The following is a 21,927-nucleotide window of genomic DNA, read 5'->3' as shown; positions in this document are numbered from 1 at the left end:
GTTAATGTGCCGCGTTTATATCCAGCCCGGTACGCAACTGGCCGGTTGGCACATCCCATAACAGAATCCGGTCTTGCCCCTGTTCTGTAACATGCAGGGCCAATACGTTATCCCGCACGCGTGTTACGCTTAACAGGTGTTCACCAGCAGGTAATGTAGCATGTGCCGTGGAAAGATTGGCAGATGGAGCCGTATCCGATAGCGCAACCGGTGGAAGGTTGGGCAGAGTGGGTTTACTACTCATGCGATGAATAAGTACGCCTGCCAATACCACAACACCCACCACAATCAGTACACCCATGCCAATAACGGCTACAAGTAAGGCTTTGGGTGTTTTGTATTCCTGTGGTTCTTCCATCTTAAAGGGCCGTGCCTTCTGCAATATGGCGTTTCATGCTTTGCACAACGGCTGCCAGACCATCAAAAATGGCCTGTCCAATCAGAAAGTGCCCAATATTGAGTTCTCGCAGTTCTGGCAGGCTGGCGATGGGGCCAACGTTTTCAAATGTCAGCCCGTGGCCAGCATGCACTTCCAATCCAAGAGAGGCTGCTTGCATGGCTGCGGCACGCAGGCGTTCCAGTTCTCCCGCTTTCCCTTCTGCATAAGCGCCAGTGTGGAGTTCGACAACTTGTGCGCCTGTTTTGGCGGCAGCTTCTATTTGTGCGGGAGAGGGATCTATAAACAGTGAAACACGGATGCCTGCCTGTGCGAGTTTTTGCACCTTTGGTGTAAGTGTTTCTAGTTGCCCCGCTACGTTCAGACCGCCTTCTGTAGTTAGTTCTTCACGCCGTTCAGGCACAAGGCAGCAGGCATGGGGGTGCAAGCCAAGGGCTATGCCAACCATTTCTTCTGTTGCAGCCATTTCCATATTAAGGGGAGCCGCAATTTCTGCACGCAGGCGTTCTAAATCTTTATCACGGATATGGCGCCTATCTTCACGCAGATGGGCGGTAATACCATCTGCACCAGCCTGAATAGCTAACAGGGCCGCAGCAACGGGGTCTGGATATGTGCCCCCACGTGCATTGCGAATGGTGGCCACATGATCAATGTTGACGCCAAGCCGGATAGCTGAAGTCATGCTGTGTTCCTTCTGTTTTGCGCAAGCTGTGCGGCCAACCGAATGGCAGCAACAAGGCTGCTTGGGTCTGCCTTGTTCTGGCCCGCAATGTCAAAGGCTGTTCCGTGGTCGGGCGATGTGCGGATAATGGGCAGCCCTAGCGTTACGTTCACACCTTCTGCCATATCCAGTGTTTTAAGAGGGATCAGCCCTTGATCATGATACATGCACAAAGCCACATCATAATGGCTGCGCGCTGCGGGTGTGAACATGGTATCTGGCGGCATGGGGCCGGTAATATTAAGCCCTTCCTTCTGTAAGGCTTTAATGGCTGGGATGATAATCTGTTGTTCCTCATGCCCCATCAAGCCGTTTTCTCCCGCATGAGGGTTTAATCCGGCCACGGCAATGCGCGGGGCTTTCAGGCCAAAATCGCGTTTTAGCCCAGTGGCAACTGTGCGGGCTGTTTTAATAATCAACTCTGTATTTAACTGCTCCAGTGCGTGCCGGAGGGAGACATGTACGGTAACAGGCACAACCTTGAGAGAGGGCCCAGCCAGCATCATCACTTCCTGTCCAGGCACATGGCATAGTTCTGCCAGATAGCTGGTGTGCCCCGGATGTTTGAAGCCCGCGCTTTGAATAACCTCTTTGCTGATAGGGTTGGTGATAATAGCGGAGGCTTCACCATTCTGGGCTAATTCTACGGCCAGACGGATGCTTTCAATAACACTGGATGCATTCTGACGGTCTGGCTCTCCGGGAGAGGCAGGTGTTGCCAGTCGGAGGGGGAGCACGGGAATAGCGTGGGAGAAGATATCCGATCCCTGTTCCAGATAGCGCACGGCCTGTAATGGGGCATGTTGCTCCAGAAGGGTAGGGTCTCCCACAAAAACAAAGGGGAGCTTGCTTTCGCGCAATATGCGCCATGCTTTTACAGTAATTTCAGGCGCAATACCTGCCGGGTCACCTTGTGTTAGAGCAAGCATGGGCTTCTTCCTTCAGCGCAGGAAAATACGGGTCTGTAAAGCAGAAAGGAAAACTTAGAAACGATCAGGCGTAAAGGTGCTGAGGAAATGATAAAGCACATTAGGTGCAAAACCATATTCCACAGCCATAACTGCATCCGGGCTGAGAGCACGATACCATGCAGGATTAAAGTGATCAGACAGCGTAATGGAATTGGGTAGTGTGTGTGCTGAATGCAGCAGGTTCATAAATGGCGTAAGGCTGTTCAGGTTTGGGTCAGTCGGTCTGTTTTGCATGTAGACGTTTGGATCAAAAAACAGATGGCCCGAGCGCTTTTCCTTATCGCCGGATCGGAGGAAGTGGTCATACCCATTTACAAAACCGCCAGCTTGCAAATTTTGCTCCGAAATATCGGGGTAGCGCTGAAGATAATACCGTTCGGAAAATAGGTAATGTGGAGAAAAGCTTTTGTATCCCCCATTGCAGTAATGCTCAAAGCCAGAAACGCAGGTGCCGTTTGTAATGGCTTCTGCTGCCTCGGAGCAATTTACCCGGTACCATTCTTCGTTGAAATATCTGTTGGGTGAATGGCCGGAGGACGCCCCTTCGACCTTGTACCATTGTTCAAGCTCATGGTCAGAAAAAGACAACAGAGCATCCATAATTGCGCCGTATTCTGCGCGGTACCAATTTGCGTCAAAGGGGTACCATAAAGCTTCGGATGCTTTACTTGGCATAGTCTGTCATCTTTCGTTTTCAGGTATGGAAATCAAAGGGCCTGAATGCTGTTTTCAGCCTACAGCACGGCGGTTGCGCCACAATGCCGCAAAGTCAATCTGCTGCATGATAACGGGTAGGAAGCCTGCTTCCCGGCATAGAGTGGCCAACATGTTGCGGGCAGCAGGGTAAAGAAGCCGAGGTGCTTCTATAAGAAGTAAGGTTTCAAAAGTTTCTGCTGTTGCATGTTGCAGCGTAAAGATACCTGCATAAGTCAGATTCACATCAAATAAGGGGACAACTTCTTCCCCTTCTCGTTGTGCAGGAAGGTGCCCCTGACAGCGCAAGATCAGTTCAACTTCAAAGTTCGGCTGGTTTTCACCCATTTGATGGGCACGTACATCTACAGAAACACCAAGGTGAGGGCGTTCTGTTACGCGTGAGTAAATGGCTGGTGCCCCAAGAACCTGAAATTCAACAGATTTAACATATTGGATTCCCATCATAACAGACGGCGCAGGAGATGTGTGAGATGCGCCGCCAAGTGAATCTGCAGTTTCGGTATTCATGATGGATGTCTGATCCTCAGGAGTAATGTCGCAAACAAAAATAGCTCATTATTCAGGAAAAATGAGCAAAACAATATAATCCGCACCAGCCCTACCAGATTCAGACAGTTGCGGCGAGAGGAAACACAATAAACTTCTTTTCTGTTGTAGCTCTGGCAACGGTCTAAAAATGTGTGAAATATTTTATCATTAAGCTTGCGGTTGATGGTATCCAGTCGCTTGTTCTTTGCGTGTGATACGGCTACGACTTGATGCCATGATCAGGCTGATAATTGTTGTCCCATTCCTGCTGGCGCTTGTGGTGTTCAGTGCCAGTAATCAGGATCCGCTCGATATGTGGTTGCTGACATATAGCTGGAAGTCTTCAGCTGGTGTGTTGGCGCTGTTGGTAGCTGCTGTTGCCTTTTTGCTGGGAGCTTTCTGTTTGTGGACGGCAGAATTCAGGCAACGCCGGCGTGCGCGCAAGGCAGAGCAACATGTAAAAGAACTGGAAGCGCAGCTTGCCCAAGTGCAGGCCGTATCTAGCATGCCAGTGGCCCCAGCGCCCGTAGCCATAGCGACTCCGCCTGTTTCGTCTGCAAATGGAGCAGAACCACATGTCTGATACAGCAAGGCAAACAGGTTTGATTGTGGCGTTGGATACGCAAGACCCGGCGCAGGCCAAAGCATGGGCGCATGCGGTGCAAGGTGTTGCGGGTGTTATCAAGCTTGGTATGGAATTTGCTTATGCAGCAGGCTTTCAGGCTGTGGCAGATCTAGCTGGGCAGAGGCCTTTATTTCTGGATCTTAAGCTGCATGACATTCCCAATACTGTGGGAGCCGCTGTAAAAGCGCTTTCTCATTTGCGCCCTCGTATGCTGACACTGCATGCTGTTGGCGGTGCAGAAATGATGAAAGCTGCACGCAAGGCATGTGATGAGGCTTTCCCGGAAGGAGAGCGCCCATTACTGCTGGCTGTAACTGTGTTGACCAGTATGGATGATCAGGCCTTGGCAGAAGTAGGTGTGCCGGATGATACGCGCACGCAGGTTTTGCGCTTGGCGCATCTGGCAATGAAGTCCGGGATGGATGGATTGATCTGCTCCGCGCATGAACTCAAGGCACTGCGAGAAGCTCTGGGTGACAAGCCTGTGTTGGTAACGCCAGGTATTCGGCCCGCAGGAGCAGCTAAGGGTGATCAGAAACGCGTTATGACGCCTGCGGAAGCACGCGCTGCTGGAGCAGACTGGATTGTGGTGGGAAGACCCATAACTCAGGCTGCAGATCCAGCAGCAGCAGCAGCAGCAATTGCTGCGGAACTGGCAGCATAAATCTGCTGCATATAGCTGGAGTAGGTTATGAGCAGCGTTCGGACAGGCGTAAAAATCTGCGGCATTACAGAAGAAGCCGGGCTGGAAGCCTGCATGAAATATGGCGCAGATTGGGTCGGCTTTGTTTTTTTTGAACGCTCTCCTCGCTATATAAATGCATTGCGGGCAAAGGTTTTAGCTGGCCGGGTTACAGATGGCATCAAGAAAGTCGGGCTCTTTGTACGCCCTGGCGATGCTGATTTGGAACGCGTGTTGGGTCAGGTCGATCTAGATATATTGCAGCTTTATACAACGCCTGAACGCGCCTTGCAGATACAAGCCAAGTTTGGGCTGCCTGTTTGGTTATCCATTCCAGTTGCCTCAGAGGCTGACTTGCCACAACAAAGCATAGTGGAACGGCTTGTGATTGAGCCTAAGCCCCCAGTTAATGCAACACGCCCGGGTGGTAATGCGCAGCGCTTGAACTGGGATATGCTGCAAGGTTGGAAGCCTGCTTATTTGTGGATGTTGGCGGGGGGGCTAAATCCCGAAAATGTAGGACAAGCCGTTGCAACAACCGGAGCAGCAGCGGTGGATGTTTCATCCGGCGTTGAAACTGCGCCTGGCATTAAGAATCCGGATGCAATTGCGCGTTTTATCCATAATGCGCGCACTTCAGCCGTTGATTGAGATAAAAACTTTATTTTTTCCGCTTTAGGTCTTGTTTGTTCCGAAAATTTTGCTATTACCTCTCTCGCGTCGGAGAGATGGCCGAGTGGCTTAAGGCGCACGCTTGGAAAGCGTGTGTACGTTAATAGCGTACCGAGGGTTCGAATCCCTCTCTCTCCGCCATAACATGATTTTCCTCTAAAAATAGTCAGTTCAATTGAGCTGTAGAGCTACAGTGTTTTGTGATGTTGTTCCGTATCACAAGATACATACAATATTTTCCGATGCCCTAAAGCTTGGTACGGCTATAAGGTTGCAGGCTAATTGTACGAGTAGGATAGCAAAAAGTAGGGCTGCAAATACATCGTATAGTGGAAGGCCTAAAGTGAATAGACTTCCAACGGTGATGTATCCTGCTACACTATGAATGTCCGACATCCATAAAAACAGATAATCTTTTCCTTGCCATGTGCGTGTAGCAGATGGTTCTAACTCTTCATTTATTAAACGATTATTATGTGTTGCATGATGTGTTCCATCCATAATGCTTTCCTACATTACGATTCGAATACGAAATATATTATTGACCAATTAGCCAGAATAAAAATACGATTTCGATACAAAATATCATTTACCCTTTAACGATTGGAAAACAGAAAGGCAGTCCTCTTCCTGCTTCATGTTAAAGGCGGAGCGCTTATTATAGCAGAAGGCAGTATGCGGGCGGACATTCTGTGTGGCCCAGATGGAAAAATTGCTCATGTAGCAAACACGATAGAAACACCAACGGGTTGTGATGTTGTGGATGCCGCAGGGTTATTGGTAATGCCGGGAGGTATAGGTCCGCATACTCATATGGAAATGCCTTTTATGGGCATAATTACAAGTGATGATTTTTATACTGGAACAGCTACTGGCTGAGGCGCTGAAGAAAAACCCCCTCTCATGAGTGGGGGGTAGGAAAATAATGAATAAGGGAAATGACCTGAGTTCTGTAAATCTAGTTAGTATAATGCGTTAAAGGCAAATTGTGGTGATACAATGCGGGATGTGTTATGTCCCGCATAATACACGGAAACACCAGCAATAACGCCATAATTAGGTGTCCAGTTGTATTCTAGTGCTGGGGCAACCTGCCAATCTCCCGAACCGGAACTCAGTTCATCTACTTTCAAACCAGAAGCATAATGGCCTTTTAGGCGGGTGCCATTAGCCCAATCTCGTGCCACGTCAATTGCAAAAACCCATCGCTGTGTAATGCCATATTCCAAGGAAAATCCTGCTTCACCATACATGCCGGGCTGTCCGTGGCCGCGAAAACCGCGTGTGGTACCATAACTGGTAACATCTCTTAGATGAGCAGAATTAAGAGCGCGCCGGAAGGTTGCCCATAGCCGTAACCGCAACTCATGGTTATTGGGCATGGTGTATGTGGATTGTTCAGTTAATGTTGCGCGATATGTGTAAACGCCGCTGCCAACGCCATCCTGTGAGCGTCCGAGGTGAGAGTAATCACCTGTAGGAAAGGAAACGCCGGTAATAAGGTTGAGTGTGGGAATAAACCGTTTGGGATCTGCCGTAAGATAGCGCCACATGAGATCAACTGGCACATCTCCAATTTTCAGGCCGCTACTGGTTGTATCTCCATGCTTCCACCGGTAGCTGATAGCTGGCGTGGTCTGAATGCTCAGGTAATCCGTTAAGGCGTACCGATAAATGGTAAAGCTGGTAACCGATTGCTGACGCGGGGAGGACATGGGCACATTGTTATTGTGCGGACCGATCATACCTGAAGGTACAGAGTAGTACATATAGGGTTCTAAAAGAAACATGCCCTGTTTAGAGAGAGGGCCTGAAGGAGAAACCAGAGAGCCAGTGTACCATTGATCGGCCGCGCATGCGCTTTGGGAATATGTGCTTACAGTGATGGCAGATAGGGCAAGGGGCAGAAGAAAACGCAGAGATTTATCAGAAAAATATCTGAAAATAATGCTCATCAAATGTGCTCCTTGGAAACTTGATTGTTTTCCGCACATGGAAAGCCTGCATCATCGGTAAGTTCCACAGAGGAGAGTGTTTGCGGAACAATATTCTGTGGTTTCTGGTTGGAGGTTTTCCACCCAATAATCAGCACAAGAGCCAATAATGGAATGGCAGCGATAGACATGGTGCCGGTTGGGTAATCCAGTGCCATCAGCAGTAAAATGCAAAGGAAAAACACAATACTTAACCAAGATGTAAAAGGGGCACCGGGCATTGCAAAACCCGTAGGGGCAATACGACCTGCCTTAATGGCCTGACGTAATTTGATCTGGCATAAGAGAATAAAGCACCATGTGCTGATAATCCCCAAAGATGCCATGTTGATTACGATTTCGAAAATTTGTGATGGCAACAGGTAATTTAATCCAACACCAACCAGATAAATGGCAACAGTTGTGAGAATGGCTGCTGCGGGAACAGATTGTTTGTTCATATATGATAGGTAACGTGGTGCGGAACCGTTAAGTGCCAGAGCCCGAAGTACTCTGCCTGTGGAATAGAGGCCTGAGTTTAGACTGGAGAGTGCTGCGGTGAGCACCACAATGTTCATAACGGAATCCATCCCCGGAATACCGAGTTTGGAAAAAAATGTAACAAATGGGCTAATGCCTGCCTGATAAGAGGACCATGGCAGAAGCAGCACAAGAAGAGTAACAGTGCCAACGTAAAAAATAATGATCCGCCAGATAACATTGTTAATGGCGGATGGCAGGATTTCGCGTACATTCTGGCATTCACCAGCGGCAGTGCCAATCATCTCAATGCCGAAATAGGCAAATACAACGCCTTGCATCAGGGCGAGTGCAGGAAGTGCCCCATGAGGGAACAGGCCTCCATGCTCAGTAATCAACTGTAGGCCAGTCGTATGTCCATCAATCGGAACGCGCAGGCCTAAAATAGCACTTCCAACAACAAGAAAAATTAAAAGTGCTGCAACTTTAATAAGCGAGAACCAGAATTCCATCTCGCCAAACCATTTTACACCAATCAGATTCATTGATGTAATAACCATAAGGGCCATAAACGCCATAACCCATTGCGGAACAGCAGCAAATACACCCCAGAAATGCATGTAAAGGGCTATGGCGGTAATATCGACAATACCTGTCATGGCCCAACTAAAGAATGAAAGCGCACCTGCTACATAAGAAGCATGAGGCCCTAGAAATTCCAGCGCATAGGAAACAAAACTACCGCTGGTAGGCCGGTACATAACCAATTCCCCCAGTGCTCTGAGCATAAGGAAGGAAAAAATACCGCAAACTAGGTAAACTATTGCAAGAGAAGGCCCTACAGCTTGAAGCCTGCTTCCCGCACCCAGAAAAAGACCAGTTCCAATAGCGCCTCCGATAGAGATCATTTGGATCTGACGTTTGCCTAAAGCTTGTTTGTATCCTTCTGAAGTCTGTTGAAGAGGGTGGGATGAAGAAGTTTTTGTGTCCAAAATTTCTATCTCCATGACAACAGACAGTGCGAAATCTGCAATATATTTTATGGAACGCACCTTGTTTCGATAATGCAATAACAGTAATCGCAGGATCAGGGAAGTCATTGCAGAATCGAAATGCCATAGAGCTAATGTATAAAATGTTTCACAAAAATAAACTTAATATGTATTATTTAAATATATATTGACTTTATAGGTGAGTATTATCGAATTTACTTAAATTAAAATGCAAATCACAAAGTAAAAATTTTTTTATATATTATATAGTGAAGTTGAGAATATATTATAATATCTCAATCAAGATTTGTTTTTTCTGAATACGAATAAATAGTTAATTTATAAAATCCGATAAATACTGATATTTATTAGGCGTTTAAGTGAGGTGTCGTTACCATTCTATTGTAAATGGCACGACACCTCATCAAAAAGTTACTCGATGCAGACAGTCGCTTCGCTTGTAAGCACGCGGAAAGTAAAGCTTTCCTGAAGATACAGCTCAACGGTTTCTGCCGTATGGCTTAGATAACCGATGGAAAAGTCCTGCCCGATATCAAGCTGCAAATCTCCACCGCGCTTGGAGATAACAAAAGCACCTTCAATAGCCGGAGCCCAGATGGGTTCACCTTCAATCAGGCTCTCAATATGTTTGAGAACAGGGTAGCCAACATCATCTCCACCGCTTACAGCCTGATAGGCTTTGGTGCCAAGAACAAGAGAATAGGGGCCATTCACGCCAGCAAGGCGCAAGGTATCCAATGCAGCAGTAATGGCATGCGGATAATCTTTTGCAGAAGCTGGCAGCTTTGTATGTGGGTTAGATGATCCCTGCCGAATGCCTGTAATTCCGGCAGCGGCATAGCCATCAAAAATGGCACGATCCTCTGCGAAAGCAATTTTCTGGGCAGCATCCTTAACGGGCTGCCAATCAGAATCCAGAGAGCCACGTTCTACAGCATCAATTTCTTCGCGCGATAAGGTAAAGGGAACCCGCAGTTCCACAAGGGGAAGCACTTCGCGCTGTACGGCCTGTATGCCATCGCTCAGGGAGCTGATTTGTTTATTGCGGCCAGTACCAACGCTGGAAAATGCTGTGCCTTTTGGTTCTGGTGTGTCAACCACGCGCCGTCCGGCCAGATTGCGGCAGATTGTGCGAGAAGCTTCCTGTTCAATTTCGGTCCAGGCAACGTGGGAAATGGGTGCAAGATGTTTATGTAGGTTGTTCATTTCAGGCGTCCTTATTGTTTAATGATCCAATTCCAAGGGAACCGTGAAGAGGTTTTGTGTTTTGAGAAGCAGATGCAGGTTCTGGAGATGCCTGAATATTTTCTGTGCTCATGTTGGGAGCATCGTCAAGGAAGTCACTCGTGGGAATGAAGAAAAGTGACCCGGTTACCGCTGTGCTTACATCCAGAATTCTATCGTAATTGCCAGGAGGCTTGCCGATAAACATATTTTGTAACATCTGCTCTGTGCGTGCAGGAGAACGCGCATAGCCAATAAAATATGTGCCAAACTCTCCTTTACCCACTTCTCCAAAAGGCATGTTGTCACGTACAATCTGAAGTTGCTGTCCGTTTTCTTCAATGTTTGTAAGAACATTGTGCGCGTAGCTGGGCTTGGCTGCTTCGGGCAACTCTATGTCGGATACTTTTTTGCGGCCAATGATGTGTTCCTGAACTTCAGTTGGGATGGCATTCCATTTTTTAAGATCATGCAGGTATTTCTGCACAATAACGTAACTGCCACCCGTAAAAGATGGATCTTCATCTCCAATAACTGTTGCCGCAAACGCTGCTTGGCCTGTTGGATTTTCGGTGCCATCAACAAAACCGAGTAGATCTCGTGCATCAAAATATTTAAAACCGTGCACTTCATCTACAACTGTTGCAGCACCTTCCAAGCGGGAAGTCAGGGCTGTTGCCATCTCAAAGCATAAATCCATACGCGTGGCACGGATATGGAACAGAAGATCTCCCGGTGTTGAGGGGGCATGGTGCACGCCGTTAATTTCCTGAAAGGGGTGGAGTTCCTTTGGGCGAGGAGCCCCACAAAGCAGATCCCATGCGTTTGATCCAATACCGGTAATACAACTTAATTTGCCATCTGGAATACGAAACCCGACACCTCGCACAAGTGACGAAATATCGCCAAGGAGATCTAAAACCTGAGTGCGAACTGTAGGGGCATCATGCAGAGTCATCACAAGGAAAAGGGCTGATTGTGTTAATTTCGTATCAACTGGCTGCGGTGTAACCACTGTGAGGGAACTCCTGAATGCATAACGCGTTATATAATCACGACTGATACCTAGCATAGGCAGATGAATATTTGAGGCAAGATGGAAGGTGGTATCAAATAAACGCATCCATCGGATAATAAATTTTCATGATAAGTATCTTTTATCATAAGATAAACAAAAGGTCTTGGACGAACATTTTCTGTTGATTTATTTTAAATACCAAATCATGGAGGTGTTGTTTCCGGTGCATAATGCGTAATTATAGCATTTATGGCGTATAGATAGAATTTTTGTTGCTATCCAATGTCAATTTTCGGTCAAAATACCACTAATTATAAGTTTGGAAAGAACCTATGCAACCTGCGCATGATATTGCGCTTCTTTTGGCGCGCTTCCAGTTTGCCTTTACTGTAGGTGTTCATATCATCTTTCCGGCCTTTTCAATCGGGCTGGCAGCTTACTTGGCTGTATTGGAAGGATGCTGGCTGAAAACCGGACGTTCTGTTTTTCTTGATCTGTATCGATACTGGATCAAGGTATTTTCGATCGTTTTTGGTATGGGTGTCGTGTCCGGTCTGGTGATGTCGTATGAATTCGGCACGAACTGGTCGGTTTTTTCTCAAAAGGCAGGCCCCATTACCGGGGTTCTTTTGTCTTATGAAGTTATGACAGCATTTTTTCTTGAAGCCGGATTTTTAGGCATCATGCTGTTCGGCATGAACAAGGTGGGGCGTAAACTGCACTTTGCCGCCACATGCTGCGTATCTATAGGCACTTTAATTTCCATGACGTGGATTCTTTCTTCCAACTCATGGATGCAAACGCCACGTGGCTATATGATAGACCCCGCAACTGGGCGTTTTTTGCCAGCAGATTGGCTGGCTATTATTTTTAATCCGTCCTTCCCTTTCCGGCTGGTACATATGGGGTTGGCAGCCTTTTTGTCTGTTGCCTTTATTGTTGGCGCAACAGGTGCGTGGCACATGCTTAAGGCACGGCGTGAAGGAAAAGTGGCCACGGCTCCAGTGCGCACCATGTTTTCCATGGCCATGTGGATGGCAGCTATTGTGGCCCCGCTACAGATTATGGCGGGTGACGCGCATGGCCTGAATACCCTGAAATATCAGCCAGCAAAAATTGCAGCTATGGAAGGGGATTGGGATTCAACGTCTCGCGCGCCAGAGCTTTTGTTTGGCATCCCCAACATGAAAACCGAGCACACGGATTATGCAGTAAAAGTTCCGCTGCTGGGTTCCCTGATTTTAACACATAGTCTGGAAGGTAAAGTGCCGGGGCTAAAAGACTTCCCGCGCGATCAACGTCCACCTTCACAGGTTATTTTCTTTTCCTTTCGTATCATGGTTGCGCTTGGTGTGCTCATGATGCTGGTTGGCTTTTGGTCTCTGTGGCTGCGGCGCACACGCACCTTGTTTACAAATGCTGTGTTTCATCGTGTTGCGGTGTGTATGGCTCCGGCTGGTTTTCTGGCCCTGCTCTGTGGTTGGGTTACTACGGAAGTGGGGCGGCAGCCTTGGACTGTTTATGGTCTTTTAAGAACATCACAGAGCGTTTCACCAATTATGCTGCCAAGTATGGCTGTAACAATGACAGCTTTTGTTGTGGTGTATGTCATTGTGTTTGGGTCTGGCATTGGCATTTTGGTGCGCCAATTAGGGCATGAGCCGCAAGAGGGAGAGCCAGAGGCAAGTTCCGCAAATGCATCCGATATTTTGGCAGAACGCATGCACCCGGAAGTTATTGAATCTTCTTCTGGTAAAGGAGCTTGAGCACAATGGATCTTACATATTGGCTCCCGGTTATATGGGCCGTTATTTTGGTGGCGGCTATTTCGATCTACGTCATTCTGGATGGTTTTGATCTTGGTATTGGTATGCTGTTTGCATTGGAGCGGGACCCAGGCCGCCGGAATGTAATGGTCAGCACCATTGCGCCGGTATGGGATGGTAATGAAACATGGATGGTACTTGGTGGGGCTGTGCTTTACGGCGTATTTCCCGGGGCGTATGGCACGCTTCTGCCAGCATTTTACCTTCCGATCATTCTTATGTTGTTGGCGCTGATTTTTCGTGGTGTAGCATTTGAATTCCGGGTCATGACGCATGGCACAGGCCGTGAGACATTGTGGAATGTTGGTTTCATGCTTGGGTCTGGTATTGCGGCGTTCTGTCAGGGTGCCATTCTTGGAGGTGTTGTTCAGGGCGTAAAAGTTGTTGATGGAGCTTTTGCCGGAAGCGCGTTTGATTGGCTGACGCTATTTAGTATTCTATGCGGTATAGCCGTGATGTGTGGTTATGCCCTGTTGGGGGCAACTTGGCTGATCTGGCGCACTACTGGAGTGCTGGAAGCTTCTTGCCGCCGCTGGGCCAGTAAATTGGCCATAGGGCTGTTTCTGGGGATTATTGCAGTAAGTCTTTGGACACCACTTTTGCATGCACCTTATTTACGCCGTTGGACAGATTGGCCAAATGTCGTTCTCGTTCTTCCTGTGCCAATTCTTGTAGCTGTGTTGGGGGTGCTGTTTGTACGTGGTTTGCGGCATGAGCATTCCAAGGGCCCATTTTTATGTGCTCTGGGCTGGTTCTTTTTATGCCTTTCTGGTTTGGGGATTACGGTTTGGCCTTATATTGTTCCGCCGGGTCTGACACTTTGGGATGTGTCCGCTCCCCCAAGTAGCCAATTGTTCCAGCTTGTTGGCACAGTTATTCTGCTGCCAATTATCCTAACCTACACAATTTATTCCTATCGTGTGTTTCGCGGAAAGGTAACGGAAACAGATGGCTATCACTAAAATTGTTCAGGGAAATGGAGATGGTGCCCCAAAAAATATTGGGGCACGGATTGGATGGTTTGTGGCGATCTGGACACTGAGCACCATAGTATTTGTTGCTGGAGCTTCTTTGTTACACCTGATAATCCCGAAATAAATTAGGCTTTAATTTCCCCTATTTTAAATTACAAATAGGGGAATAGCTTAACGAGTGTATTTTATTTTGAGATAGCAGTATTTTCTCTTTGTTGTTTTACAGGATTATTTTTGTCTGTTTTAGAAAAATCTTCAGCATTTTCTAATTGATTGCGTGGTGTGCTTTTAAAAGGCGGGATTTTTTGCCCAGGAAAGTAGTAAGGCCCCCGGTAATTTTGATCGAGCTGAGCGTTATTAAGTTTGTCGACCATATTATTACCCGTTCCATCAGAATAAATGGAAGATTGCGGCATGGGGGTAGGCTTCTGCAGTTTAGGAGCGCTGTGCGCCAAAGCTGGCAGTATCAGGCATCCCAAAGCCATTCCAGTGTATATGATTTGGTTTATGCGTGACATGAGGGCTTTCTCTTTGCTGAGTATAGGCAGGTGAGAGACGATGGGCCTATCAAAACAGAAGCCTTCTTATAACCACTCATGACTATGAGATGTTCCTCTGGGAACGCAAAAATTTTTCATTCAAAAATGCAACCTTCGTATTGGTATTTCGTCTCTGATCTATCGGTTTGTTTTATATAATCTGGATTTATTTGGGTAATTTAAAGTATTGATTTTAAATACATAAATGAATATATCGTATGAAATATCATAAAATAGTATAGCTTAGAAAAATATTGAATAAATTTCTACATAATGATAATATTTTAGATGCACATTACGTATGAAATAAGAGGTGAGGAAATATTTTATGAAAGATTCTGGAACGGCGCACGCGCATTTTGGTTGGTTTAAGCGCCGTAAACAGATGAAGCCGCAGGACATTACTGTTGTTGATGCCCAGATGTTAAACAAGGCAGTAGGCGCGGCAGCTTTGGGTAATGCCATGGAGTGGTTCGACTTTGGTGTCTATGGCTATATTGCTGTCACACTGGGGCAAGTCTTTTTTCCATCGGATGATGCTGCCTCCCGTCTGATTGCAACTTTTGCTACGTTTACCGTAGCATTTTTGGTGCGGCCTCTTGGCGGTATGGTTTTTGGACCGCTGGGAGATAAGTACGGCCGCCAGAAAGTTCTGGCTTTTACAATGATTGCAATGGCAATCGGCACTTTCTCCATTGGCCTTATCCCGTCTTATGCTCAAATTGGTTTATGGGCGCCTTTGCTATTGCTGCTGGCTCGTTTGGTGCAGGGGTTCTCAACTGGCGGTGAATATGCCGGGGCAGCCACCTTTATTGCGGAATATTCGACCGATAAAAATCGGGGGCTTATGGGGAGTTGGCTGGAGTTTGGTACTCTGGCTGGTTATGTGGCAGGTGCTGGTATTGTAACAGCTTTGCAGATTGGCCTTAGCCATACGGCCATGCTGCAATGGGGATGGCGTATTCCTTTTTTAATTGCAGGCCCACTAGGGCTTTTGGGTGTGTATATGCGCTCCCGGCTAGAAGAAACGCCAGCTTTTCAGGCATACGCCGAACAGGCCGCGCAGCGGGATGATGAAAAGCCCGGTTGGGGTGAACTGCTGCGTGTGCATTGGCGGCAGTTGCTAAAGTGTATGGGTCTTGTTCTGGTATTTAACGTAACCGATTACATGTTGCTGACGTACATTCCCAGCTATTTGACGGTTGCTTTGGGATACGCCGAAAGCAAAGGGCTTTTGCTGATTATCATTGTCATGCTGATGATGATGCCACTGAATGTTATGGGTGGGTATTTAAGCGATAAACTGGGCCGCCGACCAATGATTATCGGGGCCTGTGTTGCCCTTTTGGTTCTCTCTATTCCTTCTGTTCTGCTGTTGCAGAGCGGGAATGATTGGTTGATCTTTTTGGGTTTGATGCTTCTTGGCCTAGCACTTGTTTGTTTTACCAGCAGTATGCCTTCTACTCTGCCAGCACTTTTTTATACTCCGATTAGATATACGGCGCTTTCCATGGCGTTTAACGTATCTGTTTCAATGTTTGGCGGCACAACACCGCTGGTAACAGCATGGCTGGTTGGGCATACGGGTAATTTGCTAATGCCTGCATATTATCTCATGTTTGCAGGGGGTATTGGTATTGTGACAATGCTGACAGTAAAGGAAACCGCCTGTATGCCTTTGCGTGGATCACCACCCGCAGTGGGAAGCGAGGCTGAAGTTAAAAAGATCCTTCAGGGGGATCACCCTATCACAGTGGATTCTACGTTACCGTCTATTCCTCAGGAATAAGGTAAAGTTAGGAACACTTCGTATGATGCAGGCCCAGTATGAAACTCTCATGCTGGGCCTGTTTTGCATTTAAGTTAGATGGTCTTTCAGCCAGTTTTCAACAGTCTCAAGTAATGCGCGCCCACTAGCTTCATCTCTGGTAGGAGCGGGAAAGCACGGGCCAGTTTGTATCTGGTAACGCATGGGGAGGGGCGGTTGTTTTAGAAAAGACCAACCCTGCGAAAGATAGGGTGAATCTGTTTTGATCAAAATGGTCTGCACTGGCAGGCGTGTGCGTTGGGCAATAGCAGCAAAGCCTGGCTGCATGGGGCTGGGTTCTGTTCCTGCGCGGGAGCGCGTGCCCTCAGGAAACAATAGTAATTGATTGCCTTCTTGCAGACGTTCAGAGGCAGGGCCAATGAGCCGCAAAAGACTATCATGCCGGATATAGCCCGCAGTGCGTAATGTACTGCCCAGAGTTGGGCGTTCCCAGATGGAGGCTTTGGTAACGCAAACCAGATGCGGCAAGGCAGAGGCCAGAATAAGGCTATCCAACCGTGAAGGATGGTTGGCAACCAGTATGATGTTGGGAACGTTTTTAAGTGTATTGAGTTCTGTTAGATCACATTCCAAAATATCGGCAGCTTCAAGATAACGCACGGCAAGCCGTGCCATGAAACATAGCCATGCTTGGCCTATTTTGCGGCGTTTTGGCCCTTCTGGCAAAGCGTGCCGAAGAAGGAAAGATCCTGCATCCAGCGCCAGAAAAATAATACCAATAACGGCAAGTGATGCATAAAACCGTAAGCTGGTACCAAGTTTTGAAAACAATGACATGAGAATACAGTACAGCTCTGGCAAGAAGAAAAGACATGCAGAACACATACATGATGCCACGCTATAGAGGGCATGGCGTCATGTATATTTAGAGTAGATCATTCACCGTTCTGAGATTGCATAATACGGCGTAGATCCGCTGCCATATGGGCGCTATCTGCACGGGCATCAACCATTCCCTTATAACGCACCTCCGGCCCCATCACCACAAACTGTGGAGACATCCGCATGCTATATGTCCATTCAGGGTCAGGCACCTTTTCGATAGGGGCATGATATTCCTTTGCCAGATCAGCCAAAGCAAAGGGCGCTGCTGTGCCGCTTACAATACGCGGGCCAATACTTTCACCATATTGGCGCAGGCGTTCTGCATCATCTCTGTCTGGGTCAAGGCTTACAAAAATGATAACAGCATTGTGCCTGCCACCTTCTACCTGATCCAATGCGGCAGACATATTGCGCAGGGCTGGGGCGCAGGCGTCTTCTGCGCAGTGTGTGGCGCCAAACAGAACAAGCATCCAACGGTTACGGAAGGTCTGATCCGTCATGGTGCCAGTTGTGGAATCCATCAGGCGGAAGGAACCTCCCACCTCGTTACCATAAGTGTTTAGTTGCACGCCGTGTTTTAAGGCCAGGTGAGTGGCCGTGTAGCCTCCGGCGGCTGCCAGAGCCAGCACGCCAAAGGTCATGAGGGCTATACGTTTTCCAGCCGGTGTCATGGTCTTAATGTGCCTCCGCCCAATTTTGGCCTATTCCGGTTTCTACAACCAGCGGAACAGCAAGATCTGCTGCTGCTTCCATAACGTTTTTAATAATTTCTGCCACAGCTTCAGCGTCTGATTCATCTGTTTCAAATAACAGTTCATCATGCACCTGCAGGAGCATGCGTGTTGCGCCAAAGCCTGCTTTTTGTAGAGCCAGTGGCAAATGAACCATGGCGCGTTTTATAATATCTGCAGCACCACCTTGTAAGGGAGCATTGATAGCTTGTCGCTCGGCATATTGGCGTCTGGCAGCACTTTTTTCATGAATGCCCGGCACATAGCAGCGGCGGCCAAAAGGTGTGAGAACATAGCCATGGGTACGTGCTTCTTCCCGCATACGTTCCATGTAATCACGAATGCCGGGGTAACGGGCAAAATAGGCATCTATATAAGTGCGCGCTTCACCAGCAGGAATGCCAAGCTGTTTGCCTAGCCCAAAGGCTGAAATGCCGTAAATAATGCCAAAATTAATGGCTTTCGCGCGCCGTCGCGTAAGGGCATCCATACCCTCAAGCGGGATATTGAACACTTCCGATGCCGTGCGGGCGTGAATATCCTGCCCGAGCTGAAAAGCTTCACGCAATGCAGGAATATTGGCAACATCGGCCAGTAGCCGCAGTTCGATTTGCGAATAGTCAGCAGAAATTAGCTTCTTGCCAGATGGCGCAATAAAGGCCTGCCGGATGCGTGTGCCTTCTTCCGTTCGCACTGGAATATTTTGCAGGTTGGGATCAGTCGAAGATAAGCGCCCGGTGGAGGTGATAGCCATTTGGAAAGATGTATGCACGCGGTCATCCCGCCCGGCTTGGCGCAAGAGCGCATCCGTATAAGTGGATTTCAGCTTGGCAAGTTGTCTCCATGCTAAAATACGCGCAGGCAGATCATGCCCTTGGTCGGCTAGATCCTGCAATACAGAGGAATCTGTGCTCCACGCTCCGGCCTTGCCGCGTTTGCCACCCTTCAGGCCCATTTCGTCAAACAGGATTTCCCCCAATTGTTTGGGGGAGCCGATATTGAACTGTCGCCCGGCGGCTTCGTAAATATCGTTTTCCATGCCCTGCATACGGACTTCAAAATCTTTGGAAAGCCGGTCAAGCTCTGTACGATCTACAGCAATGCCAGCTTTTTCCATATCGGCCAGAATAACTGAAAGCGGGCGTTCAATCTGTTCATAAAGTGCCAGTGCCTTGTTGGTGCGCAGCGTGGGGTGCAGCACATACCAGAGGCGCAAGGTTACATCGGCATCCTCAGCCGCATATTTGGTAGCTGTTTCAACAGGAACTTGCGCAAAAGGCACGCGGTTACGGCCTGTGCCGGTCACACTGTCATACGTAATGGGCGTATGGTTTAAATGCAGGTTAGAAAGCTCATCCATACCTTGCCCATGCAACCCGGCAGACTGGCTGTAAGAGATTAGCATAGTGTCATCAACAGCGGTGATGCTGGAAAGCGGAATGCCCGCATGATCCAGAATGAGCAGATCAAACTTGGCGTTATGGAAGATCTTTAAAACGGCATCATCCTGCAAAAGTGGTGCCAGAAGTTTAAGGGCCGCATCAACAGCAAGTTGTTCACCCGTAGGAGCTTCCAGAGTGCCTTCATGTTTTAATGGCACATAGCAGGCTTTGCCCGGAGCCGTTGCAATAGAAAACCCAACAATATTAGCCGCCAGCGGGTCTAACCCATCTGTTTCTGTATCAACGGCACAGATACCGGCTTCCTGCGCTGTGCTGATCCATTTTTGCAAAGCTTCTGCTGTGCGTACGGTTTCATAGTCATGATATGGCGCAGAAAGTACAGAAGCATCGGTGGTTGGCGCGGCATCAGCAGGCGTGGTGGCTCCGGCAACAGATGCTGCAGCCACTTTTTTTGCTGCACGATGTGCGTGGGCGCCAGAGGGATGCCCAAGCCCCATACGGCTGAGGATGGAACGAAAGCCCATGCGGTCCAGCCAGTCTGCCAGCATTAGCATGTCTGGTTCACGCGTGTTGAGCTCATCCACCGGCACGGGGAGGGGAACATCTGTAGCAAGTGTTACCAATTGCAGAGAAACGCGAGCGGCTTCGGCGTGTTCAATCAGCATGTCACGCCGCTTGGATTTTTTCATTTCCGGTGCGGCATTCAAAACAGCTTCCAGTGTGCCATATTCCTGCACAAGGGCTGCTGCTGTTTTGGGGCCAATACCGGGCACACCGGGAACGTTATCTGTGGGGTCTCCCATCAGGGCCTGCACATCCACTACTTTTGTAGGGGGCACCCCAAATTTGGTTTCCACTTCTGCAGGGCCAACAGGTGTTTGCTTGATTGGGTCCAGCATGCAAACGCCATCCCCCACCAACTGCATGAGATCTTTGTCTGAAGAAACAATGGTGCAGGTACCGCCCTGTGCCCGAATGGCTGTTGCGTAGGATGCAATAAGATCGTCTGCTTCCCATCCGGGCAGTTCGATGCCCGGCACATTGAAGGCCTGTGTGGCCTCCCTGATCAGGCTGAACTGGGGGCGCAGGTCTTCAGGTGGTTCGGGCCGGTGTGCTTTATACTGCGGATAAATTTCTGAACGGAATGTCTGGCGGCTGGCATCAAATAACACAGCCAGATGGGTGCCTACATGGTCTTTAAGCAAACGAGCCAGCATGGTGGTAAAGCCGTAAACGGCATTTACGGGCACACCTTCTGGGCTGGTCATGGGCGGGAGGGCATGAAAGGCGCGGAAAATAAAGCCGCTGCCATCTACCAGAACCAGATGGGGTGTTTCTGTCATACTGATGCAAACCGTGTAAGCGGAAGGGAAGGCAGAAAGAAAGCCATAGGGGTTGGATATGCCCCTTGGGTTTTGATGTCCAGCACTGGGCACCTGGCTTTCTGGAGGGTGTTAAGGCTTGTAACAGACAAATACCCCGGCGAAGGCCGGGGTATAGGGAGTATGTTTACAGGAAAGGCACCTGCAAGTTAGCCAATTTTTTTAACCCAGCCATGCGGGTCTGCTGCGCGGCCAAACTGGATATCGCACAAAGCTTTACGTAGGCTGCTGGTGACCTCACCTGTCTGGCCGTTACCAATGGTGCAGCCGCCTTCTGTGCTTTTGAAGGTGCCAATGGGTGTCACAACAGCGGCTGTGCCACAGGCAAACACTTCTTTCAGCTTGCCGGAATCGGCATCACCATAAAGCTGATCAATAGCGTAGCGTTCTTCTTTTACCTTAAGACCACGATCACGCGCCAAGGTGAGAAGGGAATCGCGCGTAATGCCGTGCAGAATGGTGCCGCTATCCAGCGGAGGTGTTTGCAGGGTGCCATCTTCAAACACCATCATCACGTTCATGCCACCCATTTCTTCCAGCCAGCGGCGTTCCTGCGCATCAAGGAACAGAACCTGATGGCAGCCATGTTCCTTGCCTTCCATCTGGGCCGTTAGGCTGGCGGCATAGTTGCCACCACACTTGGCCGTACCTGTTCCCCCGCGGGAGGCACGAACAGTGCGTTCTTCCACCCATACGGAAACCGGGCCGGCATCCTTGGAGAAATATTCACCCGCGGCACAGGCAATCACAATAAACTTGAATTCAGATGCCGGTTTCACGCCCAACGCGGCTTCTGTGGCAATCATGAAGGGGCGGATATACAGTGTGCCGACTTCTGGCTTGGGCACCCAGTCCTTATCCAGTTTTACAAGCTGGGTGACTGCTTCCAGAAAAAGTTCTTCAGGCACCTGCGCCATAGCCATACGTTCGGCAGAATGGCGGAAGCGGTGGGCATTTGCATCTGGGCGAAAAAGCTGCACGCTGCCATCTGGAGTGCGATAGGCCTTCATGCCTTCAAAAATTTCCTGCGCGTAGTGCAATACGGATGCCGCAGGATCCAGCATCAACGGCTGGCGGGGCAGGATTTCAGCAGAATGCCAACCCTTACCTTCCGTATAGGTGACAACAGCCATGTGGTCGGTAAAAACGCGGCCAAAACCCGGATTGGCCAGCATGGCTTCCCGCTCTGCTGCGGGGGTAATGTCTGTTTTGCGGGTAATCTTGAAGGCGGTGTCAGATTCGGTGGTCATGGGTTCTGCTGTCTCCACGGCGCTGGGGTCTGAGCCAGATAGTCTGGCAGCTCCGTTGCCTCGGTTCTTTTTTTGCTATCAGACGTTCTTATATCTTAGGTCTGAGTTGGCAGGCTTGATGGGGCTTTTCCTATCATGTTCATGC

Annotated in this window: 21 protein-coding genes, 1 tRNA gene and 1 pseudogene; 8 read left to right on the top strand and 15 right to left on the bottom strand. The window is 48.7% G+C overall.

Features of this window, described 5'->3' with window-relative positions; genetic code table 11:
* Position 1 precedes the first annotated feature (1 nt).
* Genes FKW31_RS11980 through FKW31_RS11960 form a run of 5 tightly spaced genes read right to left on the bottom strand, consistent with a single transcriptional unit; the run spans position 2 to position 3,316 of the window.
* On the bottom strand, positions 2-358 hold the full coding sequence (locus tag FKW31_RS11980; protein WP_150178643.1) for a DUF6476 family protein: 357 nt from the start codon (positions 356-358) through the stop codon (positions 2-4).
* Position 359: 1 nt separating this feature from the next.
* On the bottom strand, positions 360-1,082 hold the full coding sequence (locus FKW31_RS11975) for a pyridoxine 5'-phosphate synthase (protein ID WP_150178642.1): 723 nt from the start codon (positions 1,080-1,082) through the stop codon (positions 360-362).
* Complete coding sequence (gene pdxA, locus FKW31_RS11970; RefSeq protein ID WP_150178641.1) at positions 1,079-2,050, bottom strand: 4-hydroxythreonine-4-phosphate dehydrogenase PdxA; 972 nt, start codon at positions 2,048-2,050, stop codon at positions 1,079-1,081. The genes FKW31_RS11975 and pdxA overlap by 4 nt, the downstream gene beginning before the upstream one ends.
* A gap of 54 nt (positions 2,051-2,104) precedes the next feature.
* On the bottom strand, positions 2,105-2,767 hold the full coding sequence (locus tag FKW31_RS11965) for a hypothetical protein (protein ID WP_063354532.1): 663 nt from the start codon (positions 2,765-2,767) through the stop codon (positions 2,105-2,107).
* 54 nt (positions 2,768-2,821) lie between these two features.
* On the bottom strand, positions 2,822-3,316 hold the full coding sequence (locus FKW31_RS11960; RefSeq protein WP_006115915.1) for a protein-export chaperone SecB: 495 nt from the start codon (positions 3,314-3,316) through the stop codon (positions 2,822-2,824).
* Between the two features lie 256 nt (positions 3,317-3,572).
* Here FKW31_RS11960 and FKW31_RS11955 point away from each other — a divergent pair, with 256 nt between their 5' ends.
* From FKW31_RS11955 to FKW31_RS11940, 4 genes are all read left to right on the top strand, one after another.
* Positions 3,573-3,920, top strand: coding sequence for a lipopolysaccharide assembly protein LapA domain-containing protein (locus FKW31_RS11955; RefSeq protein ID WP_150178640.1), 348 nt, complete (start codon positions 3,573-3,575; stop codon positions 3,918-3,920).
* Positions 3,913-4,626, top strand: coding sequence for an orotidine-5'-phosphate decarboxylase (gene pyrF / locus FKW31_RS11950; protein ID WP_063354531.1), 714 nt, complete (start codon positions 3,913-3,915; stop codon positions 4,624-4,626). Before FKW31_RS11955 ends, pyrF begins: the two co-directional genes overlap by 8 nt.
* A 27-nt stretch (positions 4,627-4,653) precedes the next feature.
* The gene (locus FKW31_RS11945) at positions 4,654-5,295 is read left to right on the top strand and encodes a phosphoribosylanthranilate isomerase (RefSeq protein ID WP_150178639.1); all 642 of its coding nucleotides are present in this window, start codon (positions 4,654-4,656) and stop codon (positions 5,293-5,295) included.
* A gap of 71 nt (positions 5,296-5,366) precedes the next feature.
* A tRNA-Ser gene (locus tag FKW31_RS11940) sits at positions 5,367-5,457 on the top strand.
* A gap of 75 nt (positions 5,458-5,532) precedes the next feature.
* On the opposite strand, the gene FKW31_RS11935 is transcribed toward FKW31_RS11940, so the two are convergent.
* Positions 5,533-5,817 carry a cytosine permease gene (locus tag FKW31_RS11935; RefSeq protein ID WP_150178638.1) on the bottom strand — a complete coding sequence of 95 codons (285 nt, stop codon included), beginning with the start codon at positions 5,815-5,817 and terminating at the stop codon, positions 5,533-5,535.
* A 129-nt stretch (positions 5,818-5,946) separates the two neighbouring features.
* Here FKW31_RS11935 and FKW31_RS11930 point away from each other — a divergent pair.
* A pseudogene (locus FKW31_RS11930) lies at positions 5,947-6,192 on the top strand (dihydropyrimidinase); the annotation flags it as partial.
* Between the two features lie 86 nt (positions 6,193-6,278).
* Here the strand turns inward: FKW31_RS11930 and FKW31_RS11925 are convergent.
* The 4 genes from FKW31_RS11925 to FKW31_RS11910 all read right to left on the bottom strand — a co-directional run bounded on the left by FKW31_RS11925 (position 6,279) and on the right by FKW31_RS11910 (position 11,021).
* A complete protein-coding gene (locus FKW31_RS11925) occupies positions 6,279-7,271 on the bottom strand; it encodes a hypothetical protein (RefSeq protein WP_193562076.1) in 993 nt (330 codons plus the stop codon).
* On the bottom strand, positions 7,271-8,761 hold the full coding sequence (locus FKW31_RS11920; protein WP_370513058.1) for an amino acid permease: 1,491 nt from the start codon (positions 8,759-8,761) through the stop codon (positions 7,271-7,273). Before FKW31_RS11920 ends, FKW31_RS11925 begins: the two co-directional genes overlap by 1 nt.
* A gap of 432 nt (positions 8,762-9,193) precedes the next feature.
* On the bottom strand, positions 9,194-9,988 hold the full coding sequence (locus FKW31_RS11915; protein ID WP_150178636.1) for a family 1 encapsulin nanocompartment shell protein: 795 nt from the start codon (positions 9,986-9,988) through the stop codon (positions 9,194-9,196).
* Between the two features lies 1 nt (position 9,989).
* A complete protein-coding gene (locus FKW31_RS11910) occupies positions 9,990-11,021 on the bottom strand; it encodes a Dyp-type peroxidase (RefSeq protein ID WP_150178635.1) in 1,032 nt (343 codons plus the stop codon).
* A 335-nt stretch (positions 11,022-11,356) separates the two neighbouring features.
* Here FKW31_RS11910 and FKW31_RS11905 point away from each other — a divergent pair, with 335 nt between their 5' ends.
* On the top strand, positions 11,357-12,790 hold the full coding sequence (locus FKW31_RS11905) for a cytochrome ubiquinol oxidase subunit I (protein ID WP_150178634.1): 1,434 nt from the start codon (positions 11,357-11,359) through the stop codon (positions 12,788-12,790).
* A gap of 5 nt (positions 12,791-12,795) precedes the next feature.
* Positions 12,796-13,812 carry a cytochrome d ubiquinol oxidase subunit II gene (gene cydB, locus FKW31_RS11900; RefSeq protein WP_150178633.1) on the top strand — a complete coding sequence of 339 codons (1,017 nt, stop codon included), beginning with the start codon at positions 12,796-12,798 and terminating at the stop codon, positions 13,810-13,812.
* A gap of 197 nt (positions 13,813-14,009) precedes the next feature.
* Here cydB and FKW31_RS11890 read toward each other — a convergent pair whose 3' ends face one another.
* Positions 14,010-14,342, bottom strand: coding sequence for a hypothetical protein (locus tag FKW31_RS11890; protein ID WP_063354525.1), 333 nt, complete (start codon positions 14,340-14,342; stop codon positions 14,010-14,012).
* Between the two features lie 349 nt (positions 14,343-14,691).
* Between FKW31_RS11890 and proP the strand changes: the two genes are divergently transcribed.
* Positions 14,692-16,152, top strand: a complete 1,461-nt coding sequence (gene proP / locus FKW31_RS11885) for a glycine betaine/L-proline transporter ProP (protein WP_035353333.1) — start codon at positions 14,692-14,694, stop codon at positions 16,150-16,152.
* A gap of 69 nt (positions 16,153-16,221) precedes the next feature.
* On the opposite strand, the gene FKW31_RS11880 is transcribed toward proP, so the two are convergent.
* The 4 genes from FKW31_RS11880 to FKW31_RS11865 form a co-directional block, all read right to left on the bottom strand.
* Complete coding sequence (locus FKW31_RS11880; RefSeq protein ID WP_150178632.1) at positions 16,222-16,968, bottom strand: 1-acyl-sn-glycerol-3-phosphate acyltransferase; 747 nt, start codon at positions 16,966-16,968, stop codon at positions 16,222-16,224.
* 98 nt (positions 16,969-17,066) lie between these two features.
* Positions 17,067-17,687 (bottom strand): SCO family protein, encoded by a 621-nt coding sequence (locus FKW31_RS11875; protein ID WP_150178631.1) that lies wholly within the window; start codon positions 17,685-17,687, stop codon positions 17,067-17,069.
* A gap of 4 nt (positions 17,688-17,691) precedes the next feature.
* Positions 17,692-20,493: a DNA polymerase I gene (gene polA, locus FKW31_RS11870; RefSeq protein ID WP_150178630.1), complete on the bottom strand. Its 2,802-nt coding sequence runs from the start codon at positions 20,491-20,493 to the stop codon at positions 17,692-17,694.
* Between the two features lie 188 nt (positions 20,494-20,681).
* Positions 20,682-21,782, bottom strand: a complete 1,101-nt coding sequence (locus FKW31_RS11865; protein ID WP_166443405.1) for a branched-chain amino acid aminotransferase — start codon at positions 21,780-21,782, stop codon at positions 20,682-20,684.
* Between the last annotated feature and the right edge of the window lie 145 nt (positions 21,783-21,927).

This window comes from Acetobacter sp. DmW_136 (assembly GCF_008690365.1).
Classification (GTDB): Bacteria; Pseudomonadota; Alphaproteobacteria; order Acetobacterales; family Acetobacteraceae; genus Acetobacter; species Acetobacter oryzifermentans.
This window is presented reverse-complemented; position numbering and strand designations above follow the sequence as displayed.

Bases quoted from the DNA above. Each gene is read 5' to 3' on its own strand.
- polA (WP_150178630.1), bottom strand. From the start codon at position 20,493: ATGACAGAAACACCCCATCTGGTTCTGGTAGATGGCAGCGGCTTTATT.
- cydB (WP_150178633.1), top strand. From the start codon at position 12,796: ATGGATCTTACATATTGGCTCCCGGTTATATGGGCCGTTATTTTGGTG.
- proP (WP_035353333.1), top strand. From the start codon at position 14,692: ATGAAAGATTCTGGAACGGCGCACGCGCATTTTGGTTGGTTTAAGCGC.
- FKW31_RS11955 (WP_150178640.1), top strand. From the start codon at position 3,573: ATGATCAGGCTGATAATTGTTGTCCCATTCCTGCTGGCGCTTGTGGTG.
- FKW31_RS11945 (WP_150178639.1), top strand. From the start codon at position 4,654: ATGAGCAGCGTTCGGACAGGCGTAAAAATCTGCGGCATTACAGAAGAA.
- FKW31_RS11875 (WP_150178631.1), bottom strand. From the start codon at position 17,687: ATGACACCGGCTGGAAAACGTATAGCCCTCATGACCTTTGGCGTGCTG.
- FKW31_RS11905 (WP_150178634.1), top strand. From the start codon at position 11,357: ATGCAACCTGCGCATGATATTGCGCTTCTTTTGGCGCGCTTCCAGTTT.
- FKW31_RS11915 (WP_150178636.1), bottom strand. From the start codon at position 9,988: ATGAACAACCTACATAAACATCTTGCACCCATTTCCCACGTTGCCTGG.
- FKW31_RS11975 (WP_150178642.1), bottom strand. From the start codon at position 1,082: ATGACTTCAGCTATCCGGCTTGGCGTCAACATTGATCATGTGGCCACC.
- FKW31_RS11880 (WP_150178632.1), bottom strand. From the start codon at position 16,968: ATGTCATTGTTTTCAAAACTTGGTACCAGCTTACGGTTTTATGCATCA.
- FKW31_RS11925 (WP_193562076.1), bottom strand. From the start codon at position 7,271: ATGAGCATTATTTTCAGATATTTTTCTGATAAATCTCTGCGTTTTCTT.
- FKW31_RS11980 (WP_150178643.1), bottom strand. From the start codon at position 358: ATGGAAGAACCACAGGAATACAAAACACCCAAAGCCTTACTTGTAGCC.
- FKW31_RS11965 (WP_063354532.1), bottom strand. From the start codon at position 2,767: ATGCCAAGTAAAGCATCCGAAGCTTTATGGTACCCCTTTGACGCAAAT.
- pdxA (WP_150178641.1), bottom strand. From the start codon at position 2,050: ATGCTTGCTCTAACACAAGGTGACCCGGCAGGTATTGCGCCTGAAATT.
- FKW31_RS11935 (WP_150178638.1), bottom strand. From the start codon at position 5,817: ATGGATGGAACACATCATGCAACACATAATAATCGTTTAATAAATGAA.
- FKW31_RS11960 (WP_006115915.1), bottom strand. From the start codon at position 3,316: ATGAATACCGAAACTGCAGATTCACTTGGCGGCGCATCTCACACATCT.
- FKW31_RS11890 (WP_063354525.1), bottom strand. From the start codon at position 14,342: ATGTCACGCATAAACCAAATCATATACACTGGAATGGCTTTGGGATGC.
- FKW31_RS11865 (WP_166443405.1), bottom strand. From the start codon at position 21,782: ATGACCACCGAATCTGACACCGCCTTCAAGATTACCCGCAAAACAGAC.
- pyrF (WP_063354531.1), top strand. From the start codon at position 3,913: ATGTCTGATACAGCAAGGCAAACAGGTTTGATTGTGGCGTTGGATACG.